The sequence below is a fragment of the Telmatospirillum siberiense genome, assembly GCF_002845745.1.
GTDB lineage: Bacteria > Pseudomonadota > Alphaproteobacteria > Rhodospirillales > Magnetospirillaceae > Telmatospirillum > Telmatospirillum siberiense.
The window spans coordinates 56,729-78,533 of the sequence record NZ_PIUM01000008.1; the positions used below are offsets into that span (position 1 = coordinate 56,729).

The following is a 21,805-nucleotide window of genomic DNA, read 5'->3' on the forward strand; positions in this document are numbered from 1 at the left end:
ATGACAAGAAAAGCAGTCGCAGCCGCCCTGGTGGTGGGCATCGTCCTTTTCGCACTCGGCATGGCAACCACGACAGGGGCGCAGGTCATGAAAAACGACGCGCTGAACGCCAAACAACAAGGGATCGTCACCATCGCCGCCTTTACCGCCAAGGGCGACCTGGACAAACTGAAAGGCGCCTTGAACGAAGGGTTGGACGGCGGGCTGACCGTCAATGAAATCAAAGAAATTCTCGTACAACTGTATGCCTACGCGGGGTTTCCGCGCAGCCTGAACGGGCTTGCTACCTTCATGGCGGTCATGGATGAACGGGAAAAAAGGGGCATCAAGGACGACCTTGGCCGGGAAGCAAGCCCCCTTCCCGCCGACAGGAGCCGACGCGAACTCGGCGAAGAAATTCAGACACGTCTGGTCGGCGCACCGGTCAAGGGACGCGTTATGGAATTCGCCCCCGCCATTGATGCCTTCTTGAAAGCCCACCTGTTCGGCGACATTTTCGGCCGCGACAATCTGGATTTCCAGAGCCGCGAGATCGCCACCATTTCGGCCCTGGCCAGCATGCAAGGCGTCGACGCCCAGCTGCAATCTCACCTTAACGTCGGGCTCAATGTCGGACTGAGCGCGGCCCAGCTCAGAGGCCTCATATCGGTACTCGAAACAAAAGTCGGCAGAGACGAAGCCGATAACGCGGACACCGTTCTAAACAGGACATTGAGCGGCAGGGACAAATAAAAATGCCCCCATCCCTTGCGGGAGCGTGTCGTAGCCGCACGACACTCATGAATCCATCTCATAAGTTCTTGCGGATTTGACCATCTAATCGCGCGCCGCCGCAGCTGTTACAAATATCCTCGTCAACAGTCTCCAAATGACAAAACGTTGCTGTTGCAGGTAAGGAATTCAAAAGATGGACATCAAAAGAAGCGGCTCGCAGCCTTCCGTTAAGGGGCCGGCCGAATGGTTTACCGGCACCGTGCGCATCGATTCACCGTTCCACGGGAGCGAGCCGGCGCGGCTTGGCGGCGCGACCGTCACCTTCGAACCAGGCGCCCGCACGGCCTGGCACACGCACCCACTGGGCCAGATGCTGATCGTCACGTTCGGTTATGGCTGGGTCCAGCGGGACGGCGGTCCGGTCGAGGAGATCAGGGCCGGCGACATCGTCTGGTTCGAGCCGAACGAGAAGCATTGGCACGGCGCCACGGCAAATACGGCCATGTCCCATATCGCCATTGCCGAGGCTGAGGACGGCAAAGTGGTCGACTGGATGGAACAGGTCAGTGACGAACAATATGTGGCTGGATCCAGAGTCGCGTGACTATGCCGACTAATTGCCAGGGAGAAAAACAATGCAGAAACGCAAACTTGGAAACGGCGGCCTTGAGGTTTCGGCCATTGGCCTAGGCTGCATGGGACTGAGCCACGGCTACGGACCGGCCACGGATCAGAAAGACGCAATCACATTGATCCGCGCCGCCGTCGAGCGCGGCGTCACCTTTTTCGACACTGCCGAAGTCTATGGTCCGTTCGCAAACGAGGAACTGCTAGGCGAAGCCCTGGAACCGTTCCGTGGCAAAGTCGTGATCGCCACCAAATTCGGCTTCACGTTCGGCGATGACGGCAAGCAGCAAATCCTCAACAGCCGGCCGGAGCACATCAAGCGGGTCGCCGAGGCGTCTCTGAAGCGACTGAAGATCGACGTCATCGATCTGTTCTATCAGCACCGCGTCGACCCCGATGTTCCGATCGAGGACGTCGCCGGCGCGGTCAAGGATCTGATCCGGGACGGCAAGGTCAAGCATTTCGGATTGTCCGAAGCAGGCGCTCAGACGATCCGGCGCGCCCATGCCGTCCAGCCCGTCACGGCCCTGCAAAGCGAATATTCCTTGTGGTGGCGTGAGCCCGAGGCGGAAATCCTGCCGACGCTGGAGGAACTTGGAATCGGCTTCGTCCCTTTCAGCCCGCTGGGCAAGGGCTTCCTCACCGGCGCGATCAGCGAGACCGCGACGTTTGACAGCTCCGATTTTCGCAGCGTCGTCCCCCGCTTCGCGCCAGATGCTCTCAAGGCCAATCAGACCCTGGTCGAGGTTCTGGGTGACATCGCGACGGGCAAGCAGGCAACGCGTGCCCAGATCGCGATCGCCTGGCTACTGGCTCGCAAGCCTTGGATCGTGCCGATTCCCGGCACCACGAAATTGCACCGCTTGGAAGAGAACATCGGAGCGGCGGCGATCGAACTGACGCCCGACGATCTGCGCAATATCGATAGCGCGCTTTCCAAGATCACTGTGCAGGGCGCCCGCTATCCGGCACATCTGCAGAGTCGGGTCGGTCGCTGAGAATCGAGCTGGAACGCGCGGCATCGCGTTCCAGTTCCCCTAACCCATCTCCAGTTACGGCTGTGAGAGATAAATGTGACTCTTTGGTGCGAGCGGCGGCGACAACGCCAAAACAATAGATCTGCAAGGAAAAATCATGGCTCAAGGTATCAAGGACAAGGTCGTCGTCATCACCGGCGCGAGCAGTGGTTTGGGTGAAGCCACCGCGCGGCGTCTCGCTCAAGACGGGGCGAAGCTGGTATTGGGCGCAAGGCGGCTCGATAAGCTTCAGGCACTCGCCGAAGAGCTCTCTCTGGGCAGCAACGCCGTGGTGCGAACAGACGTGACGGACTGCGAACAGGTCAAGCATCTCGTGGACCATGCGGTACAAATCCATGGCCGCATCGACGTCATCATCAACAATGCGGGCCTGATGCCGCACTCGCCTCTCGAGCGGGGCAAGGTCGAGGACTGGGACCGCATGATCGACGTGAACATCAAGGGCGTTCTTTACGGCATCGCCGCCGCGCTGCCGCACATGAAAGCCCAGAAGAGCGGCCATATCATCAATGTTTCATCCGTGGCGGGCCACAAGGTGAGGCCGGGCAGCGCCGTCTACGCCGCGACCAAAACCGCAGTCCGGGTCATTTCGGAAGGGTTACGCCAGGAGGTCAAGCCCTACGACATCCGGACCACCGTCATCTCGCCGGGCGCGGTCGCAACCGAACTGACCGACAGCATCACCGAACCCGATGTCGCCAAGGGCGTAAAGGACTTTTACGAACAGTTCGCAATCCCCGCCGAATCTTTCGCGAATATGGTGGCATTCGCCATGAGCCAACCGGAAGACGTGGATATCAACGAGATCCTGTTCAGACCGACCAAGCAGGAATTGTGAGCCGCCTTAGAAGTTTTCCCCGCGATCATGCTCATATTCGAGACCATCCTCGCCCTTCTGCTGGGATCGACGATCCTCTCGGCGATCGCGAAGCGTGTGAATGTCCCTTACCCCGCGCTTCTCGCCCTGGGCGGCATGATCGTTGCGTTTTTACCGGGTGCGCCCCGGCTCGATTTGCCTCCCGACCTTATCCTCGCTCTCTTTGTGGCGCCTGTGCTGTTGGACGCGGCCTATGACACCTCGCTCCGCGATCTTCGCGACAATTGGACATCGATCTTATCGCTCGTGCTGGTCGCCGTCGGACTGACGACGGCGACAGCCGCTTTCGCCGTTCATCTGTTCTTTCCGGATTTTCCCTGGGCTGCGGCCATCGCATTGGGCGCCCTGCTCGCCCCGCCGGACGCTGTCGCTGCCCTGGCCGTCCTCCGACATGTGAATCCCCCTCTTCGCATCCGCATGGTGCTGGAAGGAGAGAGCCTGCTCAACGACGCCTCCGCCCTGCTCCTCTACAGGTTGGCCGTCGGAGCCGGCGCCGCCGGAACCTTCAGCGTGACGGACGCCGTTCCGACGTTCGCCGTCATCGTTTTCGGCAGCGCGGCGGCTGGTTGGCTCCTTGCGTGGCCGGTCGGCCAGTTGACCAAGCGGATCGAAGATGCGCCCAGTTCCGCCATCTTTCAGTTCGTGATCACCTTCAGTGTATGGCTCGCCGCCGAGCATCTCGGCCTTTCCGGTGTGGTCACCATCGTCATCTTTGGACTGACGATGGCACGACGGTCGGCTCCACCGATGCCGGCGCGCCTGAGGGTGCCCTCATTCGCCATTTGGGAAACGGTTACCGCGGTGCTGAACGTCCTGGCGTTCACCCTCATAGGCTTGCAAATTCGCCCGATCCTCGAAGCTCTGAGCGTTGCGGAGCGCCTGCGTTACCTCGGCGCCGCCCTCGCCGTTTTGGCCACCGTGATCATCGTTCGCTTTGCCTGGGTGATGACATACCATGTCCTCGTGCAGTGGAAGAACCGTGTCTTCGGACGTCATCCCGCCAGATCCGCGACGTCTCCGCCGACCACGAAGGGGGGACTCGTCATCGCATGGTCCGGAATGCGCGGCATCGTCACTTTGGCGGCCGCCATGGCGCTCCCGGAAGGATTCCCCTACCGCGACTTTATCCAACTGGCCGCCTTCGTCGTCGTGCTGGGAACATTGGTGATCCAGGGCATGACCCTCCGCCCGCTCCTCGTCCTCCTCGGCTTGCCCAAGGACACGACCGTGGAGGCGGAACTCGGCTTGGCACGGGAAACAGCGCTGAAGGCGGCCTTGACGGAGATCCCGAAGGATCACACACCGGCTGCGCGGCGTCTGAGGGAGGAATATGGCGAGGCCATGAGCCTGGCTCAACTCGGCCGCGACCCGCGCGACACTCCGGACAATGCGCTGCGGCAACGCGTGGTGGCCGTTGCCCGCGACGCCGTTGAAGATCTTCGCAGTACCGACGCGATCGGCGACGACGCCTATCGGCGGATCGAAGCGGAGCTTGACTGGCACGAATTGAGCTCCTTCCCCACCCTTGCCCGAGATCCGGTTTCGTCCGAACCTTGATCGGCGGCTTGTCCTCGTCACTGAAGGGGGTATGCGCGTGGTCGGTCACTTGGGGTATTGATCATCCGAGACCTGTTCCAGCCAATCCACCGCCTTGCCATCAAGCGCTTCCGCGATCGCAATATGCGTCATACCGGTGGTCGCCGTGGCACCATGCCAATGTTTGACGCCGGGTGGAATCCAGACGACATCGCCGGGCTTGATGTCCTGAACCGGCCCTTCCCAAAACTGGACCAAGCCGGCTCCTGCCGTGACGATCAGCGTCTGCCCGAGCGGATGCGTATGCCAAGCGGTGCGGGCGCCGGGTGCGAACGTCACGATCCCGCCGCCGATGCGCGCCGGCTCGCTCCTTTGAAACATCGAATCAATACGTACGGAGCCGGTGAAATAATCGGCAGATCCCGTAATCGAAGGCTGAGAACCCGCTCGCACAATGGTTATCACTTGATCTGATTGAGCCGACGCCGTCGAAGCGAGGAGGAAAAACGAGGCAATCGTTGCTGCGAGCAGTTTCATTTCGTTCCCTTTTTTCATTGATGAGCGCCAGGTGACCAGGAACGAACGGCCAATATCTTGCGGGCCGCCGCTGCCGCGCCAAACCCGTTGTCGATGTTGACGGTCAGAATACCAGGTGCGCATCCGCAAAGAGCGGCAGCAAGGGCAACGTTGCCTCCGGCACCGACGCCGTATCCCACGGACGTCGGAACGGCAATGACCGGTGCAAAAAGCAGTCCCGCCAGCACGGAAAAGAGAGCCCCCTCCATGCCGGCAACGGCGATGACAAGGGCATAACCGCGAAGATCGGGAACGATTTCCTCAAGGCGCCACAACCCGGCGACGCCGACATCGGCAAAAACGGCGGCATTCATCCCCAAATACAATGCCGACCGTTGCGCTTCCAAGATAACGGGCAGGTCGGACGTTCCCGCACCGACGATCGCCAGCGGCCGGTCGATGGGTAAAACGGGGGAAACGGATCCGAGGATTGCCGTCCGCGAAACCGGGTCGTAATCCAGATCCTCTGCCCGGAGCTTTTCGGCTTTATCCGCATCCAACCGCGTCAACAGAAGCGACGCCGAACGCTGCCGCGCCGCATCGAGAATGGCACCAATCTGATCGACGGTTTTGCCTTCGGAGAAGATGGCCTCCGGCACTCCGGTGCGAACGCCGCGCCCCCAGTCGAATCGGGTTTCCAGCATGTCAACCGAGTCCGTGTTTGAAGGCGCTGCCGCGCCGATATTCCGACAGGCCCAACCAGGTTTTCCCGGCGCTCTCGCACCATGCGGCAATCACCGCAAGAACGGCCTCCGGCGGTTGTTCGGATGTTTCCAGGCGAACTCCCATGGGGGTGATCCGGCAGCGAACGTCGGCATTGGCAATGTGCTGACGCACTTCGGCTTCGACACGATCGATGAAACCAAGTGCGGTCGCATCGATTGCGATTCCCGTCTCGACACGGCTCGCCAGACACGGCTGAGCCGGCAGTTCCGCGATGTCGACCAGTGCAAGAGAGCGGGCGATGCCCCTCAAAGCGGCTTTCCCGATACCGGCCAGCACGAAAGGATGCACCACACCGGTTTCCGACGCGGCATTGAGGCCGGGACGATAGTCTTCAAGGTCGTCGAGGTTGGTGCCGGATGCGATGACTTTGGATCCAACGACCTCGCGCATGCGCCGATAAAGGTTCGACTTGCAGTAATAGCATCGGTCAACGGGATTTTTCAGATAAGCCGTATCGGCAAACTCTCCCGTCTCGATAAGCCGGAACCGCCACCGATGTGCCTTCGCGTGCCTTCGCACCCGCTCGGTGGCCGACGCCGGGACCGCGGGAGACACGGCGTGGACCGCCTCGAAATCCGGGCAAACAGCCGATGCGACATGGGCCAGGGTCAAACTGTCGACGCCACCGCTGACGGCGACGGCCAAACCCGGCATCGAGGCCAACACGGACCTGAGACGGTCAAGATCAGGGTTCATTTCGTTCGACAGCGTCACTGTTGCGTCTCCTCGCCTTCAATGTGGGCACCGTCGCCACGACGTCACTTTCGATCTTCGCCGTATTCCCTCCTGGACGAGCCACGCGCTTGACACCGGGCGGTCCATCCAACCGCCTCAAAACCCTCCGCAACTGATCATCAACGCGAAGCCCGATCGTCGCGGTCTCGGTGAAACAAAGGGCAATCGCCTCTTCCGTATGCTCGCTCGCCACAAGCACATCGACCGAGAACCGCATGCGACCTTTCTTGCCGATACCGACTTGATACCCCGCATCCACTATCGATGAATGTGCGCGGATCCTATCCAAGGCGACGGAAAGCTCTTCGGGCGTCATATCGTCGATTTCGAATGACAACCGCGTCACCATATCGCCGACGCCTGCTTCAGGACGATCGGTTACCAGAAGGCGCAAGATATTCGGGTATCTTTTCAGACGACGCTCGCCGGCGCCGGTTCCCGTTGCCATCAGCCGCCCGCTCGGAGGCTTCGCCATCGGTTCAATGACGAGATGGCGCAGGATGGCGGCACCGGTCGGCGTTACCCTTTCCCCCAGCTCGTCATCGCTCTTCAGCACGAACCCCTTCAGGAGTTCGACCGTCGCGGGCGCCGGAACCGGAAGAATTCCGTGGGCGCTCATCACAGTCCCGCTGCCGATCGGTAAGGCGCTGCAACTCCAGCTTTTTATGTCAGACCGAACGATAAGACTGGCGGCCCCTAAGATGTCGGCAAGGGAATCCCAATCCGCGACTTCGTGGAAATGTACGTGTTCAACATCGACACCATGACATACGGACTCGGCTTCAGCGAGATGGGTAAAGATGGCGATGGCGTGGTCGCGTATCTCAGAATGACAGTTCGCGGTCTCCAGGAAGGTACGAATATCATGCCAATGACGCGTCGGGGGCGCACCGTCGCGCACGGTCACTTTCGCGCGGCGAACCCGCAACCCCATGACGTTCGCCGTCTCGATTTCCAAGGCGACATGATCGAGGATTCCGCAGGCGTGCAAATCTGCGCGCAAAGGCGCCTCAAGTTCGGGAAGGGCGTCGAGCAGGGTGCCCAACGCCATATCCCCAGAGATGCCGCCGACGATGTCGAAATGGCCATGAAGCGTCACTGCCCCTTACCTCTTTCTTTATTGTCCGAGAGAACAAGAGTGCTGCGGTTCTTCAGAGCGAAATCAGCTCGTACTGGTCATTACCCATCTTCAGAGTCTTCATGTATTCCAACTGATGCAGACCACTGCGGGATTCGATGCGCTCTTTCAGATCGTGAAGTTCCGCCTCGGGGAGCTGATAGACCATATCAATGGAAGCCTGGTCCACCGCCAGAAGGTCCGTGGACGCCAATATGCCGAGGTCGTGAGCTTTGGGTGGAGCAGCGGCGACACCTGCGCAGTCGCAGTCCACGGACATATTGCGGAGCACATTGATGAAGACGATTTTCTTATCAAAGTGATCGATCGTGGCTTTTGCCGATTCCACCATGTTTTCCATGAAGGGGGCGCCTTTAAGCCATGTCTGATAGTCTTCATTGTCCGGGGCGGCATGGACCATTTTCTTACCGATCTGTCCATCGGCGCAGCCGATGGCGATATTTTTCATGGAACCGCCGAAACCGCCCATGGCATGCCCCTTGAAATGAGTAAGCACAACCATCGAGTCATAATTAAGCATATTTTTGCCGACCGACATTTCTTGGAAGTGCTTCCCTCCCTTAACGGGAATCATCACCGCACCGTCTTCGTCCATGATATCCACCGGACAGAAGTCCCAGCCGTTGATCTTGATGGTTTCTCGATGATCGGCGGTCGTGTATCGCTTTCCTTTATATAGAGTGTTTGTCTCCACCAGACTGCTATTCGGAATATGCTGCTGCAGGGCTTTCACCATGTCCCGAGGCAGTATGTTGGGGCCGTGCGGCTCACCGGTGTGCAGTTTTATGGCGACTCTTCCCGATACATTTTGGTTAATTTTTGAATATATTTCTAACAAACCATCAGAGCTAATATTTTTTGTGAAAAATACTTGTGACTTTTCTTGCGGTGCCGCAAATGCGTTAGCGATATAGCTAAGGTCGGTCACGGCAAGGGTGCCGGCGGCCATGGCGGTTGTTTGCAGAAAACTGCGCCGAGGAATCTTGCGTTCCATTGTTTAAGTCCTTCCGAGAAGAGAAAACTCAAAGAATAAAAGACATCATTTTTTTTCGAAACTCGCAGGCTCAGGAGATGAACCTGAAACCCCTTTTCGCAATAAGGGATTTTAACAGGTGCGGCGGCAAGCGATTAGGGGGCGAGAGCCGCATGAACCTATGCGCTGCATTCATCAATCATGTCATGCTCGCCCCTTCGGCGCTCTCGCGTCGAAGGGGCCCTGAACCGCCTCAGAACGGACTGTCGATATCAACAACATCGATCAGCTTGTGGTTGACGAACTCCTTGAGCCCGAGGCCGAGCAACTCGCGACCGTAACCGGAACGGCGGATGCCGCCGAAGGGCAGATCCGCCTCAACCTTGGTCGGATGATTGACGAATACCATTCCGGTGGAGATCTTCTTGGCGACCTCGGCGCCATGCGCCGGACTAGCCGTGAAGACCGAGCCGCCGAGACCGAATGGCGAGTCATTGGCGATCCGCACCGCGTCATCCTCGTCCTCGGCGCGGAACAGCATGGAGACCGGACCGAAGAACTCCCAATAGCGCGCGGGGTTGTCCTCGCCGATCTCCGTCAGGATCGTCGGTTGCACGAAGGCGCCCTTGTTGGGCACGGCCGGCCCCACCTCCTCCGCCTTTGCGCCAAGGGCGACGGCTTGACGGATCTTGTTCCTCACCTCGTCGGCAGCGCCTTGCGAGGAGAGCGGGGCGAGCGTCGTCTTCGGATCGAACGGATCACCCGCCACGAGGTCCGCCACGGCACGCCGATAGTGATCGAGGAACTGATCATAGAGCGAATCCACGATGATCATGCGCTTGGAGGAGACGCAAACTTGACCGCCATTCCAATGACGCCCAATCACCGCCCAGTCGACCGTCTTCTTGAGATCGGCATCGGCGAGCACCACGAAGGCGTCGGCCCCGCCGAGTTCCATGGTCGACTTCTTCAGCGCCTTGCCGGCCTGGGCGGCAACGACGGAACCCGCCTCTTCCGAACCGGTAAGAGCCACGCCATGCACGCGCGGATCGTTGAGGATCTGCTCGATCTGCGAACGGGTGGCATAAAGGTTCTGGAAGACGCCGGCGGGAAGCCCCGCATCCATCATCAAATTCTCGAAGGCCGCGGCGCTTTGCGGCACGTTGGAGGCATGCTTGAGCAGCAGCGTATTGCCGGCCGAAAGCTGCGGCGCGAGGATACGGGCGATCTGGTAATAGGGAAAATTCCACGGCTCGATGGCAAGCAGCACGCCGAGCGGTTCATGGACAAGGATCGCCTCGCCCTCGGCCGGGTCAAGGACCGGCAGTTTCTCGGGCGCGAGCAGTTGCTCCGCGTTGCGAACGTAATATTCGAAGATCTTCGCCGAAAGTTCGACCTCGGCCCTGGCCTCGGCAAACAGTTTTCCCATTTCCAATGTCAACAGCTTGGCGTGGTCGTTCACATCGCGGCGCAGGAGATTGGCGGCCTCCCGCAAGATCTTCGCGCGTTCAGCGAAAGGCGTTTCACGCCAAGCCAGGAAGGCATTGTGAGCCTTTCCGATCGCTGCGGTTACTTCGCTGTCCGTGGCATCTGGAAAGGTCTTGAGCGTTTCGCCTGTGTAAGGGTTGATCGTTGCGTAGGCCATAGTCTCTCTCTTTGTTAAATCGGGAAGGAAATTCCTCGCGGATGTCTTCCGGTTCGAACGGTTTAAAGACCGTTCGAACCGGAAGACGCGCCGAGCCACCTTGTGTTCAGACCGCCTTTGGGGGGGGCGCCGTGAGAAGGCGGTGTGACAGGCAGTCGGGAGCCCGGCGCCGTGGCAATCGGCCGATCCCGTCAGCTTTTCAAAGAGGCCATGTCGATGACGAAGCGATAGCTGATATCGCCCTGTTCGAGTTGCTCGAAGGCTTCGTTGATCTCGTCCATGCGAATCATCTTGCATTCGGGCAGGATGTTTTTCCGGGCACAGAAGTCGAGCATCTCCTGGGTCTCGGCGATACCGCCGATCGGCGATCCGGCGATCCGGCGGCGTCCCAAAATCAACGGGATGGTGTTCGGCTCCTCAAGCGGGCCGATCTGCCCGACCAGCACCAGCGTGCCGTCGACGTCCAGCAGCGGCACATAGGGCTTGAGGTCGTGCTTGACGGGAACGGTGTCGATAATCAGATCGAAGCTCGAATGGGCCTTGGTCATGGCATCCTCATCGGCCGAGACGAGAAGCCGGTCGGCGCCGAGGGCCCGCGCGGCGGCCTCCTTGTTCTTCGACCGGCTCAGCACGGTGACGTCGGCGCCAAGGGCGACTGCGAGCTTGACCGCCATATGGCCCAGACCGCCGAGGCCGATCACGCCGACTCGGCTGCCGGGACCGACGTTCCAGGTGCGCAGCGGCGAATAAGTGGTGATGCCGGCGCACAGCAAGGGCGCCGTACGCGAAAGGTCCAGACCGTCCGGCACGCGAAGGGTGAATTCCTCGCGGACGACGAGATGCTTGGAATAGCCGCCGTAGGTGATGTCCTGCGTGATGCGGTCGGGAGAGTTGTAGGTGTTGGTGTTGCCTTCCCGGCAAAGCTGTTCCTCGCCTTTGCGGCATTGATCGCAATGCTGGCAACTGTCGACCATACAGCCGACGGCGACCGAATCCCCGACTTTGTAGCGGGTGACATCGCTGCCGATCTCAATCACGCGGCCGACAATCTCATGACCGGGCACGACGGGATATTGGGTCCACCCCCAGTCGTTGTGCGCCATATGAAGATCCGTGTGACAGATGCCGCAGTAGAGAACCTCCATCAGAATGTCGTTGGAACGCAGCGTGCGACGCTCGAATGCATAGGGTGCGAGGGGACTTTCCGCGGACTGGGCTGCGTAGCCAATGGTTTTCATAATGGAAGCTCCATGACTTAAGGACGGGGACGTCGATCAGTACGTCCTCGGTCGGTTGACCGTTCGGCTGAACATAGCCGAGAGCGCGAGCGCACCATTAATCCGATCCTGCAAATTACCTGCACGATCCTGCAAATCTTGGCTCGCAAGGCTGTCAAACCGGACCCGTTCGGGGCAAGATCTCCGCCACCGGACGACGGATTTCATCGGGATTGAGCAACTGATGCCCCTACTTACGGATCAACCAGCAGAATTTCATATAGGTCAGCCTGTAGAATTTCATACAGAGTTGAATAGAAATGCGGACTCCTCTCGCAAAGAGATGGCATCCCTGATCAGCCGTTGCGCGCCCCGAGACGGTGAGCACCGCACGGCGCTGCCGCATCTATCGTTGTTCCGCAGGTCGTCTCCCTCCGAATCCGAATGCAGTCTCACCAGGCCATCACTGGTGTTGGCGGCGCAAGGACAGAAGCGGGTCATTCTGGCGGGACAGGCTTACGACTATGGGCCCATGCACGGCCTCGTCACCTCGATGGATTTGCCGGTGATGGCACGCGTTGTCACCGCCAGTGCGGACATCCCCTATCTTTGCCTGGTCTACGAACTGGATTTGCAGCACATCGCGGATTTGATGAGTGAAATGGGACTGGCCGTCGCCAAGACCATTCCCGAGGGGAAAGCGATGTCGCTCTGCACCATCTCGGCGCAGTTGTTCGACGCGGCCCTCAGGCTGGTCCGCCTGCTGGAGACTCCCGCGGACATTCCAATTCTGGCCCCCCTGGTCGAACGAGAGCTGCTTTATCGCCTGTTGACCGGCGAGCAGGGAATGCGACTGCGCCATCTCACCATGGCGGAGAGCCAGAGCTACAAGATCGCGCGAGCCATTGAGTATTTGAAGCACCACTACACCGAACCGCTGCGTATCGGCACTCTGGCAAGCTTGGTGAATATGAGCGTCTCGTCACTGCACCATCATTTCAAGACGGTGACATCGTTGAGCCCTTTGCAATACCAGAAGCAACTGCGCCTGCATGAGGCTCGCCGTCTATTGATCCGGCAAATGTCCGACGTGACCTCGGCCGCCTATAGCGTCGGTTATGAAAGTTCGTCGCAGTTCACCCGGGACTATAGCCGCCTGTTCGGCGCTCCGCCGACCAGGGACATTGTGCTGCTGCGGGAGAACGGGCGAGACGAGCGCTGATGTCAGAGCCGGGCTCACCGTAGAAAGCGCCGCCGCGACCATCAGAAATGGTAATTCACACCAAGGCGGACCATATGGAATCGCGCCTCGGTATTGCCCCAATTGTCATTTTTGAAGCTATGGGAAATGTCGGTGTAGAGATATTCGCCCTTGGCCGACCAACTGGGCAGGAAAGCCCACTCCGCTCCACCACCCAAGGTCCATCCGCCCCGCATTCTGGTATTGATCCCATTGTCGACTTGGCCGAAAGCCAGGCCGGCGGTTCCATAGACCAGCGTGTTCAGCCCTGAGGGCGCGAACCCCGCCCGCAACCGCCCGCTGCCAAAAAGCGGTACGGTCGCTTTCGACTGGTCGGCACCGTTCTTGGACGACCCCTTGCCGGAAAACTCGACGTCGTTTTCGATGCCCAGGATGAACAGTGGCGACAGTTGGAAATTGTAGCCGATCTGGGCACCGCCGATCACACTGCTGCCGTCATAGCTGCTGGTGCGCCAGCCGTTTCTTGTCCAGTCGTCCTGCGAGCCGCTGCCGGACCCGAAATCGCCACCGATGTTGACCCCGGCGTAAAATCCGCGCCAGGAGCTCTCCGCCGCGACCGTTCCCTCCGCCGCGACCGCCGTAGCCAACCCGCAAATCGTGCCGAATACCAAATGTCTGAGCGCCATATCGCTGAATCTCCAATTGCCCTGGCCTTGAGTCCGCGAACGGCATCACCCACCCAGCCCGAGGCTTCCCTGGGAGCATATAAACAGACCGCATGGCTTGTAAATGATAAAATAAACCGTCTGGGCGGTTTATTTTCTTGGGAAATTGATGCTAGGTTAGCACCAGCACGACCCTGAGAGGCAAAACCGCTCCGGGTCGATCAGAGAAAAGGATGAACCAGATGATCAACCGTTTCCGAAGCTGGCGTCCGTTAGGAGCCCTGCTGGCTCTGGCCTTGGCCGCCTCCCTGTCCGGCTGCGGCGTCGCGGCTTTCCCGATTCGCGTCACCAGTGCCGCGGTCAAAGCCGTGCCGGTGGCCGGTCATGCGGCTGCGGCACCGCTGGACGCGGCGGCCGACGTTATCGACTGACACCAAATCAAGGGACGCTGATCGGAACCGATCAGCGTCCCTCACGCGCCGGGCGGGATGCCTCAGCATCCTTGGGGCTACGCGCCAATGGTGGCGCGGGTCAGGCGGGCTCCTTCAACGATGCCATATCGATGACAAACCGGTATTTGACGTCACTTTTCAGCATGCGCTCAAAGGCCTCGTTGATTTCCTGGATCTTGATTACCTCGACGTCCGACGCGATCTTATGCTGCCCGCAGAAATCGAGCATTTCCTGCGTTTCGGCGATGCCGCCGATGATCGAGCCGACGACCGCGACGTTGGTGCCTTTGCCGACATTCCAGTGACGCAGTGGAGACCATGTGGTGATGCCGGCGCAGAGTAACGGTGCGCCCCCCTTGAGATCCAACCCGTCGGGGATCTTCAGAACGAACTGGTCCGACACCACGATCTTGTCGGAATAGCCGCCGTAGGTGGGACTGTGATCGTGACGATCGACATCGTCATAGGTCAGGGTCGGATGCTCCTCGCAATATTGCTCCAGCCCTTGTTCACAGGCGGCACAGTGATGGCAGGAGTCGACAAGGCAGCCCACTCCGACATGATCGCCCGGTTTGAAGCGATCAACATCCGATCCGACTCCGAGCACGCGACCGATGATTTCATGTCCTGGCACCATCGGAAAAATGCTGTTCCGACCCCAGTCATTATGGACATGATGCAAGTCGGAGTGACACACACCACAATAAAGGATTTCGATAACCACGTCGTCCGCCCGTGGATCTCGGCGCTCGAAGCGATATGGCTCAAGCGGCGCTTTTACGAATGGCGCGGCATAACCTGAAACCTTGATTGTCATCTTTTTCTTTCTATACGCATTCGCGGCGAGAGACTCTTTAGCAGCTATAGACACGTGCGATTAGGTGGGAAGATCCGCATGGACTTATGAGACGCACTCATCAATGCCTGTGAGACGGCCAATAATGGATTAAGAAATTTGGGGACGGACGACACCTCCGCCCCATTGCCTCACCCTCAATCAGCGATCCCAGCTATAAGAATAATTGGCGAAAAAATCCTTTCCGCCGCCGGTATTGGATGTGCAAGCCGCCACCAACAAAGCAATTGCGATGGATACAAAAATTGTCTTCAGTGATATATTTTTCATTACTTCTCTCCATTTAGTTACGGCGCATTCTTGATATTGAGCAATTTTGCCAATACGTCTTCGCCGTTTTTTTTGCTGGCAATGGTTTAGCAGTTGTCGCAGACGGTGATTAGACGGCAAGAGTAACATAGACATATGAGGCTAATTCATGAGTGTGACGCAGAGGGGATGCCCGCCACCTTGCCGCCTTGAGCTTGTCTGGCACCCGCGGGCGCTGGCGAGAATCGCATTGGCCGCCTTGGCGGCGATGCCGGCACATCCATTCGTAGCGTTCAGCCGGCGTCGGAAATCAAGCTGGATACGACAGAAAAGCGGGGCGGCCAAAAGGTGGCGCGTGCTTTCGCGCGGCATTCATGAGCGCACCTCATATGTCTATGCAAATCTAGACGGCTAATCGCCTGCAGTCTCTCCTGCTAAATGTTCGGTAACAGTCGGCGGTGAACCCTGCCGGCAAATGGGAGCCGACGAACAACGCTTCGTCGTCATTCACGTCTCAAGAATGTTGTGAAACCTCTGCCAGCTTTTCGCTATGGGCGAAAAAGGAATGGCGGACTGTTCGTAGGAGTGCGCCCCTTGCAGATGGTGACGTTAAACGATCGGCTTGCCGGCGGGCTCTGGTGGAGCTCTTGCAAGTGATTGGAATCGTTCGAACGGCCCTCTCCCGTCCGCTGACCTTCGTGGTCATGGCGATTCTCATCCTGATCCTGGGCGTGCTCGCCGCGATCCGCGCGCCGGTGGACATCTTCCCCGGCATTCGGATTCCGGTCATCGCGATCGCCTGGACCTACACGGGGCTCGCACCTTCGGACATGGAGGGGCGCATCATTTCGCCTTATGAGCGCGCGCTGACAAGCACGGTCAACGATATCGAACATATCGAGAGCCAGTCCCTGAACGGCATGGGCATCGTGAAAATTTTCTTCCAGCCCGGTGCCGACATTCCGACCGCGACCGCTCAGGTGACGTCCGTTTCGCAGACCATGCTGCGCCAGTTGCCGCCCGGCATTTCCCCGCCCCTCATCTTGAACTATGACGCTTCGACCGTTCCGGTGCTGCAGCTCGCGCTCTCCGGAAAAGGTCTGTCCGAGGGACAGATGTTCGATCTGGCGATGAACCAAATTCGCCCGACGCTGGTGACCATTCCCGGCGCGGCGCTTCCAGCTCCCTATGGCGGAAGCCAGCGCCAGATTCAGATCGATATCGATCCCTTGGCCCTGCAGTCGAAAGGCTTGTCGGCGCAGGATGTCGGCAATGCCATCGCCGCGCAGACGCAGATCACCCCGGCCGGCTTCGTCAAGATCGGCAGCTATCAATATGCCGTGCAGCTCAACAACGCCCCTGGATCGGTCGAGCAGCTCAACGATCTCCCCGTAAAGGTGGTGAACGGAGCCACGATCACCATGCGCGACGTGGCCCATGTGCGTGACGGAACGGCGCCGCAGACCAATGTCGTCCATGTCGACGGTGGACGCTCGGTGGCGATGACGATCCTGAAGATCGGCGCGACGTCCACTCTCTCGATCGTCCAGGGGATCAAGGACGCATTGCCCAGGATTCAATTGACACTGCCCGATGCCCTCAAGATCGTGCCGATCGGCGACCAGTCGCTGTTCGTCAAGGCCGCGGTCAAAGGCGTGGTCGGCGAAGGCGTGATCGCCGCAGCCCTGACCTCGCTGATGATTCTCTTATTCCTTGGGTCCTGGCGCTCGACCGTGATCATCGCCATCTCGATTCCGCTGGCGATTCTCGCGGCGATCATCGGGCTGTCGGCGACGGGCAACACGCTCAATCTGATGACGCTGGGCGGCCTCAGCCTCGCGGTCGGCATTCTGGTCGACGACGCGACGGTGACGATCGAAAACATCAACTGGCACCTCGAACAGGGAAAGAAGGTACACCAGGCGATCCTCGACGGCGCGCAGCAGATCGTAACACCGGCGTTTGTTTCCCTGCTCTGCATCTGCATCGTCTTCGTGCCGATGTTCTTCCTGCCCGGGGTGTCGGGCTTCCTGTTCGTACCCTTGGCGCTGGCGGTCGTCTTCGCGATGATCGCCTCCTTCCTGCTCTCGCGCACCTTGGTGCCGACGATGGCGATGTATCTGCTCAAGCCGCACGCGGCCGACGACACCGGCAAGCCGGAATCGCGGAACCCGTTGGCCCGCTTCCAGCGCGGATTCCAAGAGCGCTTCGAGCGCATCCATGCCCGATATGGCCAACTGCTCGAAAAGGCGCTTTCATCGCCGAAACCCTTTGTGCTGGGGTTCCTGGCGATCGTCGGGCTGTCCTTCCTGCTGTTGCCATTCCTGGGGCAGAATTTTTTTCCCTCCGTCGATGCCGGTTCCATCACGCTGCATGTCCGCGCCCCGATCGGATCTCGCATTGAAGAGACATCGGCGCAGTTCGATCGCGTTGCCAGACGTATCCGCCAGATCATTCCACCAGGCGAGCTGGTCTCGATGGTCGACAACATCGGCATGCCGAACAGCATCATCAATTCGGTCTACAATAATTCGGGCACGATCGGCCCGCAGGACGGCGACATCATGATCCAGCTGGCCGAAGGCCATGCGCCGACCGACGACTATATCCGCAAACTGCGCGAGGAACTTCCCAAGGCCTTTCCGGCCACGCAATTCTCATTCCTGCCCGCCGACATGACCAGCCAGATCCTCAATTTCGGAGCGCCCGCCCCGATCGACATCCAGATCCTGGGGCGTGACGCCAAGGGCGGCGAGGCCTTCGCGCGCAAAATCCTGCGCCGCATTGCGAGCATTCCGGGTGTGGCCGACGCACGCATACAGCAATCGTCGCGCTATCCGCAGATCAACGTGACGATCGACCGCAGCCGGATCGGCCAACTGGGCCTGACCGAGCGTGACGTGACCACCAGCGTCGCCAGTTCACTCGCCGGCACGTCGCAAACCGCGCCGGTCTTCTTTCTCAATCCGCAGAACGGCGTCTCATACCCCGTGGTGGCGCAAACACCCGAATATCGCGTCGGATCGATGGAGGATCTTGCCAATCTCCCGGTCACCGGCGCGGGCACCGGCACGTCCCAACTGCTCGGCGGTATCGGCAACATCGTGCGGGCCAATTCCGCGGCCGTCGCCTCCCACTACAATATCACGCCCGTCATCAACATCTTCGCGACCCCCACCGGGCGCGATCTGGGCGCGGTCGCCAAAGATATCGGCAAAGTCCTTCAGGACCTCCAGGCCGAGGCGCCGAAGGGAACGACGGCCGTGCTGCGCGGCCAATACGCCACAATGAACACCGCTTTTTCGGGTCTTGCCTTCGGTCTGGTCGGAGCGATCGTGCTGATTTACCTGCTGATCGTCGTCAATTTCCAGAGCTGGCTCGATCCGTTCGTCATCATCACCGCCCTGCCGGGAGCGCTTGCCGGCATCGTCTGGATGCTGTTCACCACCGGCACCACGCTGTCGGTCCCCGCGCTGATCGGCGCGATCATGTGCATGGGCGTGGCGACCGCCAATTCGATCCTGGTCGTCAGCTTCGCCCGCGAACGGCTCGCCGACGTCGGTAACGCGACCATCGCCGCGCACCAAGCCGGACTCGCACGCTTTCGTCCCGTCCTCATGACCGCGCTCGCCATGATCATCGGCATGCTGCCCATGGCCATGGGCTTGGGCGATGGCGGCGAGCAGAACGCACCGTTGGGGCGCGCCGTCATCGGCGGCCTGATCGTCGCCACATTCGCGACCCTGATGTTTGTCCCCGTCATCTTCAGCCTTGCCCATCGGCGCAAGGCCGGCGCGCCCGATGCGGCCGAAGACAGAAATCTGGAGAAAGCTCATGTCTGAACAGGGTAAAAGCCGGCTCAAACTGACCGGCGCGATCGTCGCCGTCGCCGCACTGGCCGTGGTGGGAAGCGGGATCACGAATCGCGTTCACAGCGAACGCGAGCTCGCGACCTGGACCACCGAGCAGGCGGTGCCGAACGTCTCGCTCATCCATCCGACGCCGGCCGTGGCGGGAAATGCGCTGAATCTGCCCGCCAGCCTTCAGGCATTGAACAGCGCCCCCATCTTTGCCCGCACGTCGGGTTATGTTCGTCAATGGCAGGTCGATATCGGCGATACCGTGCACCGCGGCCAACTGCTGGCGCTACTCGACGCACCCGAAGTCGATCAGCAGCTCGCCCAGGCCCACGCCGACCTGCAAACGGCGCAGGCCAACCAGCAACTGGCCGGCTCCACCGCGGCGCGCTGGAGCAACATGCTGGCCAAGGATGCCGTGTCGAAACAGGAAACCGACGAAAAGCTCGGTGATCTGGCGGCGAAGACGGCCGTGACCAACGCTGCCCGCGCCAACGTCGCGCGGCTCGAGGCGCTCACCGGCTTCACCCGGCTCGTTGCCCCCTTCGACGGCATCGTGACCAGCCGCTCGGCCGAAATCGGCGCGCTGGTTACGGCCGGCAGCGCCTCGGCCACGCCGCTCTTCACCATCGCCGACATCAGCCGCATCCGCGCTTCCGTGCGCGTACCCCAGCTTTATTCCGCCGAGGTCCATCCGGGAATGGAGGTCAAGCTGACATTGCCCGAATATGCCGGGCGCATATTCCCGGCAAAGCTCACGCGAACGGCGCGTGCCGTCGACCCGGTTTCGGGCACGTTGCTGGTCGAGCTTGAAGCGGTCAACGCCGATTTGGTGCTCAAGCCGGGCGCCTATGCCCAAGCCAGTTTCCCGCTCAAGAAAACAGATAATACCGTGACCCTGCCGCCCAGCGCGCTGCTGATTGGCGAACGGGGACCGCAAGTCGCGCTGATTGATAAGAACGGAAAGGCGACATTGCAGTCCGTCACACTGGGGCGCGACCAGGGTAAGTTCGTTGAAATCGTCGCCGGCCTGACAGCAAAAGACGCGGTGATCGACAATCCGCCGGATTCACTGCAGAACGGCGATGCGGTTCGGGTGGTGAGCGATGCGGAGGGGACGGTCCATGCCGCGGACTAAAACGGCGCTGACGCTGGTGGGGCTGATGGCGTTGGCCGGATGCTCGATGGCCCCCGATTATGCCCGCCCCCCCGTGGAGACGGGTGCAGCCTATAAGGAACTCGGCCCATGGCAGCAGGCCGGTACCGACGTCCCGCCGACGGGAAAATGGTGGGAGATGTTCGGCGACCAGATTCTGAACGGTCTTGAGGAAAAGATCGAAGCGGGCAACCCCAGCCTGGCTGCCGCGACCGCGCGCTACGCCCAGGCTTCCGCCCTCGTCGATCGCAACGGCGCGGCGCTTTTGCCTGAGATCGACATGGGCGCCCAGGTGGGACGGAGCAGGGTCTCCGCCGGCAGGCCGCTCACGGCGGGTGCGGCCGTCACCTACAACAACGTCGCCGTCGGTCCTTCGCTCAGCTACGAACTCGACCTGTTCGGCCGCGTCCGCAATTCGGTGCTCGCCAGCGAAACGAGCGCCCAAGCGGCGCAGTCCGACCTGGCAGCGGTCCGGCTCGGACTGCAGGCGCAGCTCGCCAGCGCCTATTTCGACTTGCGCGGGCTCGACGCACGGACCGTGCTGCTGCGGGAAACCGTCGAGGCCTATCAGCGCGCTTATGATCTGACCGACACGCGACATTCGGGCGGCATCGCATCGAGCGTCGACATCAGCCGCGCACAAACGCAGCTTTCGACCGCCAAGGCGGAACTTGACGCGGTCATCGGTCAGCGCGCGCGGGACGAACATGCCATTGCCGTGCTGCTGGGCGACGTGCCGTCGCGCTTCGCGCTCGCGGTCTCGGACGCACAGCCCTCGCCACCGCGAATTCCGGTTGGGATACCCTCCACCCTGCTCGAGCGCAGACCCGACGTCGCCGCGGCGGAACGGCGCGTGGCGGCGGCAAATGCCCAGATCGGCGTCGCCCGCGCGGCGATGTATCCCAAGATCACGCTGGGCGTGGCCGGCGGCTTCCAATCAATCCATGGCAATCTGCTCGATTCCTCGAACGGCTTCTGGTCGCTCGGACCGCTCGCCGCGACATTTCCGCTCTTCGACGGTGGCGCGAACCGAGCCAACGTCGATGTGACGCAGGCGCAATACGACCTGACCGTCGCCGATTATCGACAGACCGTACTGACAGCCTTCCGCGAGGTGGAAGACGATCTTGCGACAACGCGGCATTACGCCGATCAGGAACGCAACCAGCGCGACGCCGCGGCCGCGGCCGAACGCACTCGCGATCTTGCTCTGACCCGCTATCGCGACGGCGCGGCGAACTATCTTGAGGTGGTTACCGCGCAAACCGCCGCGCTCGACGCCGAAAGAGCGCTCCTCGACCTGCACAGCCAACAGCTCAAGATCGCCACCGATACGGTACGTGCATTGGGAGGGGGTTACCACGCCGACCCGGAAGCGGACCGGACTCCTGCTCCGTCAAGAGCCCAACGATCTGCTCTTCCGTGAGCCGATCGTCCTTCATATTCGACTTCCCCAGATGGAGGACGGGCTCCGGCAAAGCCTGGGCAAATTTTCCGGAAGCAGGTCAGCGTTGGGGCGTGTTGGCCGATGGCGGACCCGCGAAAGCGTCTGGAATGGTTTCCGGCCT

General features: G+C 60.4%; 20 protein-coding genes. 10 read left to right on the plus strand and 10 right to left on the minus strand.

The features are described 5' to 3' along the window. The 5 genes from CWS72_RS09365 (at nucleotide 1) to CWS72_RS09385 (ending at nucleotide 4,812) form a co-directional block, all read left to right on the plus strand. The gene (locus tag CWS72_RS09365; RefSeq protein ID WP_101250335.1) at nucleotides 1-732 is read left to right on the plus strand and encodes a carboxymuconolactone decarboxylase family protein; all 732 of its coding nucleotides are present in this window, start codon (nucleotides 1-3) and stop codon (nucleotides 730-732) included. 175 nt (nucleotides 733-907) lie between these two features. Beyond that, entirely contained in the window at nucleotides 908-1,318 is a 411-nt protein-coding gene (locus tag CWS72_RS09370) for a (R)-mandelonitrile lyase (protein ID WP_101250336.1), read from the plus strand. Nucleotides 1,319-1,349: 31 nt separating this feature from the next. Next, a complete protein-coding gene (locus tag CWS72_RS09375) occupies nucleotides 1,350-2,339 on the plus strand; it encodes an aldo/keto reductase (protein WP_101250337.1) in 990 nt (329 codons plus the stop codon). A 136-nt stretch (nucleotides 2,340-2,475) separates the two neighbouring features. After that, nucleotides 2,476-3,216, plus strand: coding sequence for an SDR family oxidoreductase (locus CWS72_RS09380; protein ID WP_101250338.1), 741 nt, complete (start codon nucleotides 2,476-2,478; stop codon nucleotides 3,214-3,216). A gap of 27 nt (nucleotides 3,217-3,243) precedes the next feature. Beyond that, nucleotides 3,244-4,812: a cation:proton antiporter gene (locus CWS72_RS09385; RefSeq protein WP_101250339.1), complete on the plus strand. Its 1,569-nt coding sequence runs from the start codon at nucleotides 3,244-3,246 to the stop codon at nucleotides 4,810-4,812. Between the two features lie 45 nt (nucleotides 4,813-4,857). Here CWS72_RS09385 and CWS72_RS09390 read toward each other — a convergent pair whose 3' ends face one another. The 7 genes from CWS72_RS09390 to CWS72_RS09420 all read right to left on the minus strand — a co-directional run bounded on the left by CWS72_RS09390 (nucleotide 4,858) and on the right by CWS72_RS09420 (nucleotide 11,822). Continuing rightward, a complete protein-coding gene (locus tag CWS72_RS09390) occupies nucleotides 4,858-5,328 on the minus strand; it encodes a (R)-mandelonitrile lyase (protein WP_101250417.1) in 471 nt (156 codons plus the stop codon). A 14-nt stretch (nucleotides 5,329-5,342) separates the two neighbouring features. Then, the gene (gene larB, locus CWS72_RS09395) at nucleotides 5,343-6,011 is read right to left on the minus strand and encodes a nickel pincer cofactor biosynthesis protein LarB (RefSeq protein ID WP_199175610.1); all 669 of its coding nucleotides are present in this window, start codon (nucleotides 6,009-6,011) and stop codon (nucleotides 5,343-5,345) included. 1 nt (nucleotide 6,012) lies between these two features. After that, entirely contained in the window at nucleotides 6,013-6,807 is a 795-nt protein-coding gene (larE, locus tag CWS72_RS09400) for an ATP-dependent sacrificial sulfur transferase LarE (RefSeq protein ID WP_199175611.1), read from the minus strand. Further along, nucleotides 6,779-7,927: a nickel pincer cofactor biosynthesis protein LarC gene (gene larC / locus CWS72_RS09405; RefSeq protein WP_101250340.1), complete on the minus strand. Its 1,149-nt coding sequence runs from the start codon at nucleotides 7,925-7,927 to the stop codon at nucleotides 6,779-6,781. Before larC ends, larE begins: the two co-directional genes overlap by 29 nt. A 52-nt stretch (nucleotides 7,928-7,979) precedes the next feature. Then, nucleotides 7,980-8,960 carry a DUF362 domain-containing protein gene (locus CWS72_RS09410; protein WP_101250341.1) on the minus strand — a complete coding sequence of 327 codons (981 nt, stop codon included), beginning with the start codon at nucleotides 8,958-8,960 and terminating at the stop codon, nucleotides 7,980-7,982. A 232-nt stretch (nucleotides 8,961-9,192) separates the two neighbouring features. Continuing rightward, complete coding sequence (locus CWS72_RS09415) at nucleotides 9,193-10,584, minus strand: NAD-dependent succinate-semialdehyde dehydrogenase (protein ID WP_101250342.1); 1,392 nt, start codon at nucleotides 10,582-10,584, stop codon at nucleotides 9,193-9,195. Nucleotides 10,585-10,775: 191 nt separating this feature from the next. After that, on the minus strand, nucleotides 10,776-11,822 hold the full coding sequence (locus tag CWS72_RS09420; protein WP_101250343.1) for an NAD(P)-dependent alcohol dehydrogenase: 1,047 nt from the start codon (nucleotides 11,820-11,822) through the stop codon (nucleotides 10,776-10,778). 322 nt (nucleotides 11,823-12,144) lie between these two features. Between CWS72_RS09420 and CWS72_RS09425 the strand changes: the two genes are divergently transcribed. Then, nucleotides 12,145-13,023, plus strand: coding sequence for an AraC family transcriptional regulator (locus CWS72_RS09425; RefSeq protein WP_199175612.1), 879 nt, complete (start codon nucleotides 12,145-12,147; stop codon nucleotides 13,021-13,023). A gap of 41 nt (nucleotides 13,024-13,064) precedes the next feature. On the opposite strand, the gene CWS72_RS09430 is transcribed toward CWS72_RS09425, so the two are convergent. Continuing rightward, the gene (locus CWS72_RS09430; RefSeq protein WP_101250345.1) at nucleotides 13,065-13,688 is read right to left on the minus strand and encodes an outer membrane protein; all 624 of its coding nucleotides are present in this window, start codon (nucleotides 13,686-13,688) and stop codon (nucleotides 13,065-13,067) included. Between the two features lie 221 nt (nucleotides 13,689-13,909). On the opposite strand from CWS72_RS09430, the gene CWS72_RS09435 reads away from it, so the two are divergent. Beyond that, nucleotides 13,910-14,098, plus strand: coding sequence for a DUF6726 family protein (locus CWS72_RS09435; RefSeq protein WP_101250420.1), 189 nt, complete (start codon nucleotides 13,910-13,912; stop codon nucleotides 14,096-14,098). Between the two features lie 100 nt (nucleotides 14,099-14,198). Here the strand turns inward: CWS72_RS09435 and CWS72_RS09440 are convergent, their stop codons facing one another. Together CWS72_RS09440 and CWS72_RS27400 are read right to left on the minus strand one after the other, a co-directional pair. Further along, on the minus strand, nucleotides 14,199-14,936 hold the full coding sequence (locus CWS72_RS09440; protein WP_101250346.1) for an NAD(P)-dependent alcohol dehydrogenase: 738 nt from the start codon (nucleotides 14,934-14,936) through the stop codon (nucleotides 14,199-14,201). A gap of 180 nt (nucleotides 14,937-15,116) precedes the next feature. Continuing rightward, complete coding sequence (locus tag CWS72_RS27400; protein ID WP_146002692.1) at nucleotides 15,117-15,380, minus strand: hypothetical protein; 264 nt, start codon at nucleotides 15,378-15,380, stop codon at nucleotides 15,117-15,119. Nucleotides 15,381-15,877: 497 nt separating this feature from the next. On the opposite strand from CWS72_RS27400, the gene CWS72_RS09445 reads away from it, so the two are divergent. The 3 genes from CWS72_RS09445 to CWS72_RS09455 are packed head-to-tail and all read left to right on the plus strand — an operon-like array spanning nucleotide 15,878 to nucleotide 21,663. Next, nucleotides 15,878-19,066, plus strand: a complete 3,189-nt coding sequence (locus CWS72_RS09445) for an efflux RND transporter permease subunit (RefSeq protein ID WP_101250347.1) — start codon at nucleotides 15,878-15,880, stop codon at nucleotides 19,064-19,066. Beyond that, the gene (locus tag CWS72_RS09450; protein WP_101250348.1) at nucleotides 19,059-20,219 is read left to right on the plus strand and encodes an efflux RND transporter periplasmic adaptor subunit; all 1,161 of its coding nucleotides are present in this window, start codon (nucleotides 19,059-19,061) and stop codon (nucleotides 20,217-20,219) included. Before CWS72_RS09445 ends, CWS72_RS09450 begins: the two co-directional genes overlap by 8 nt. Beyond that, nucleotides 20,206-21,663 (plus strand): efflux transporter outer membrane subunit, encoded by a 1,458-nt coding sequence (locus CWS72_RS09455; protein WP_101250349.1) that lies wholly within the window; start codon nucleotides 20,206-20,208, stop codon nucleotides 21,661-21,663. Before CWS72_RS09450 ends, CWS72_RS09455 begins: the two co-directional genes overlap by 14 nt. Nucleotides 21,664-21,805: the final 142 nt, after the last annotated feature.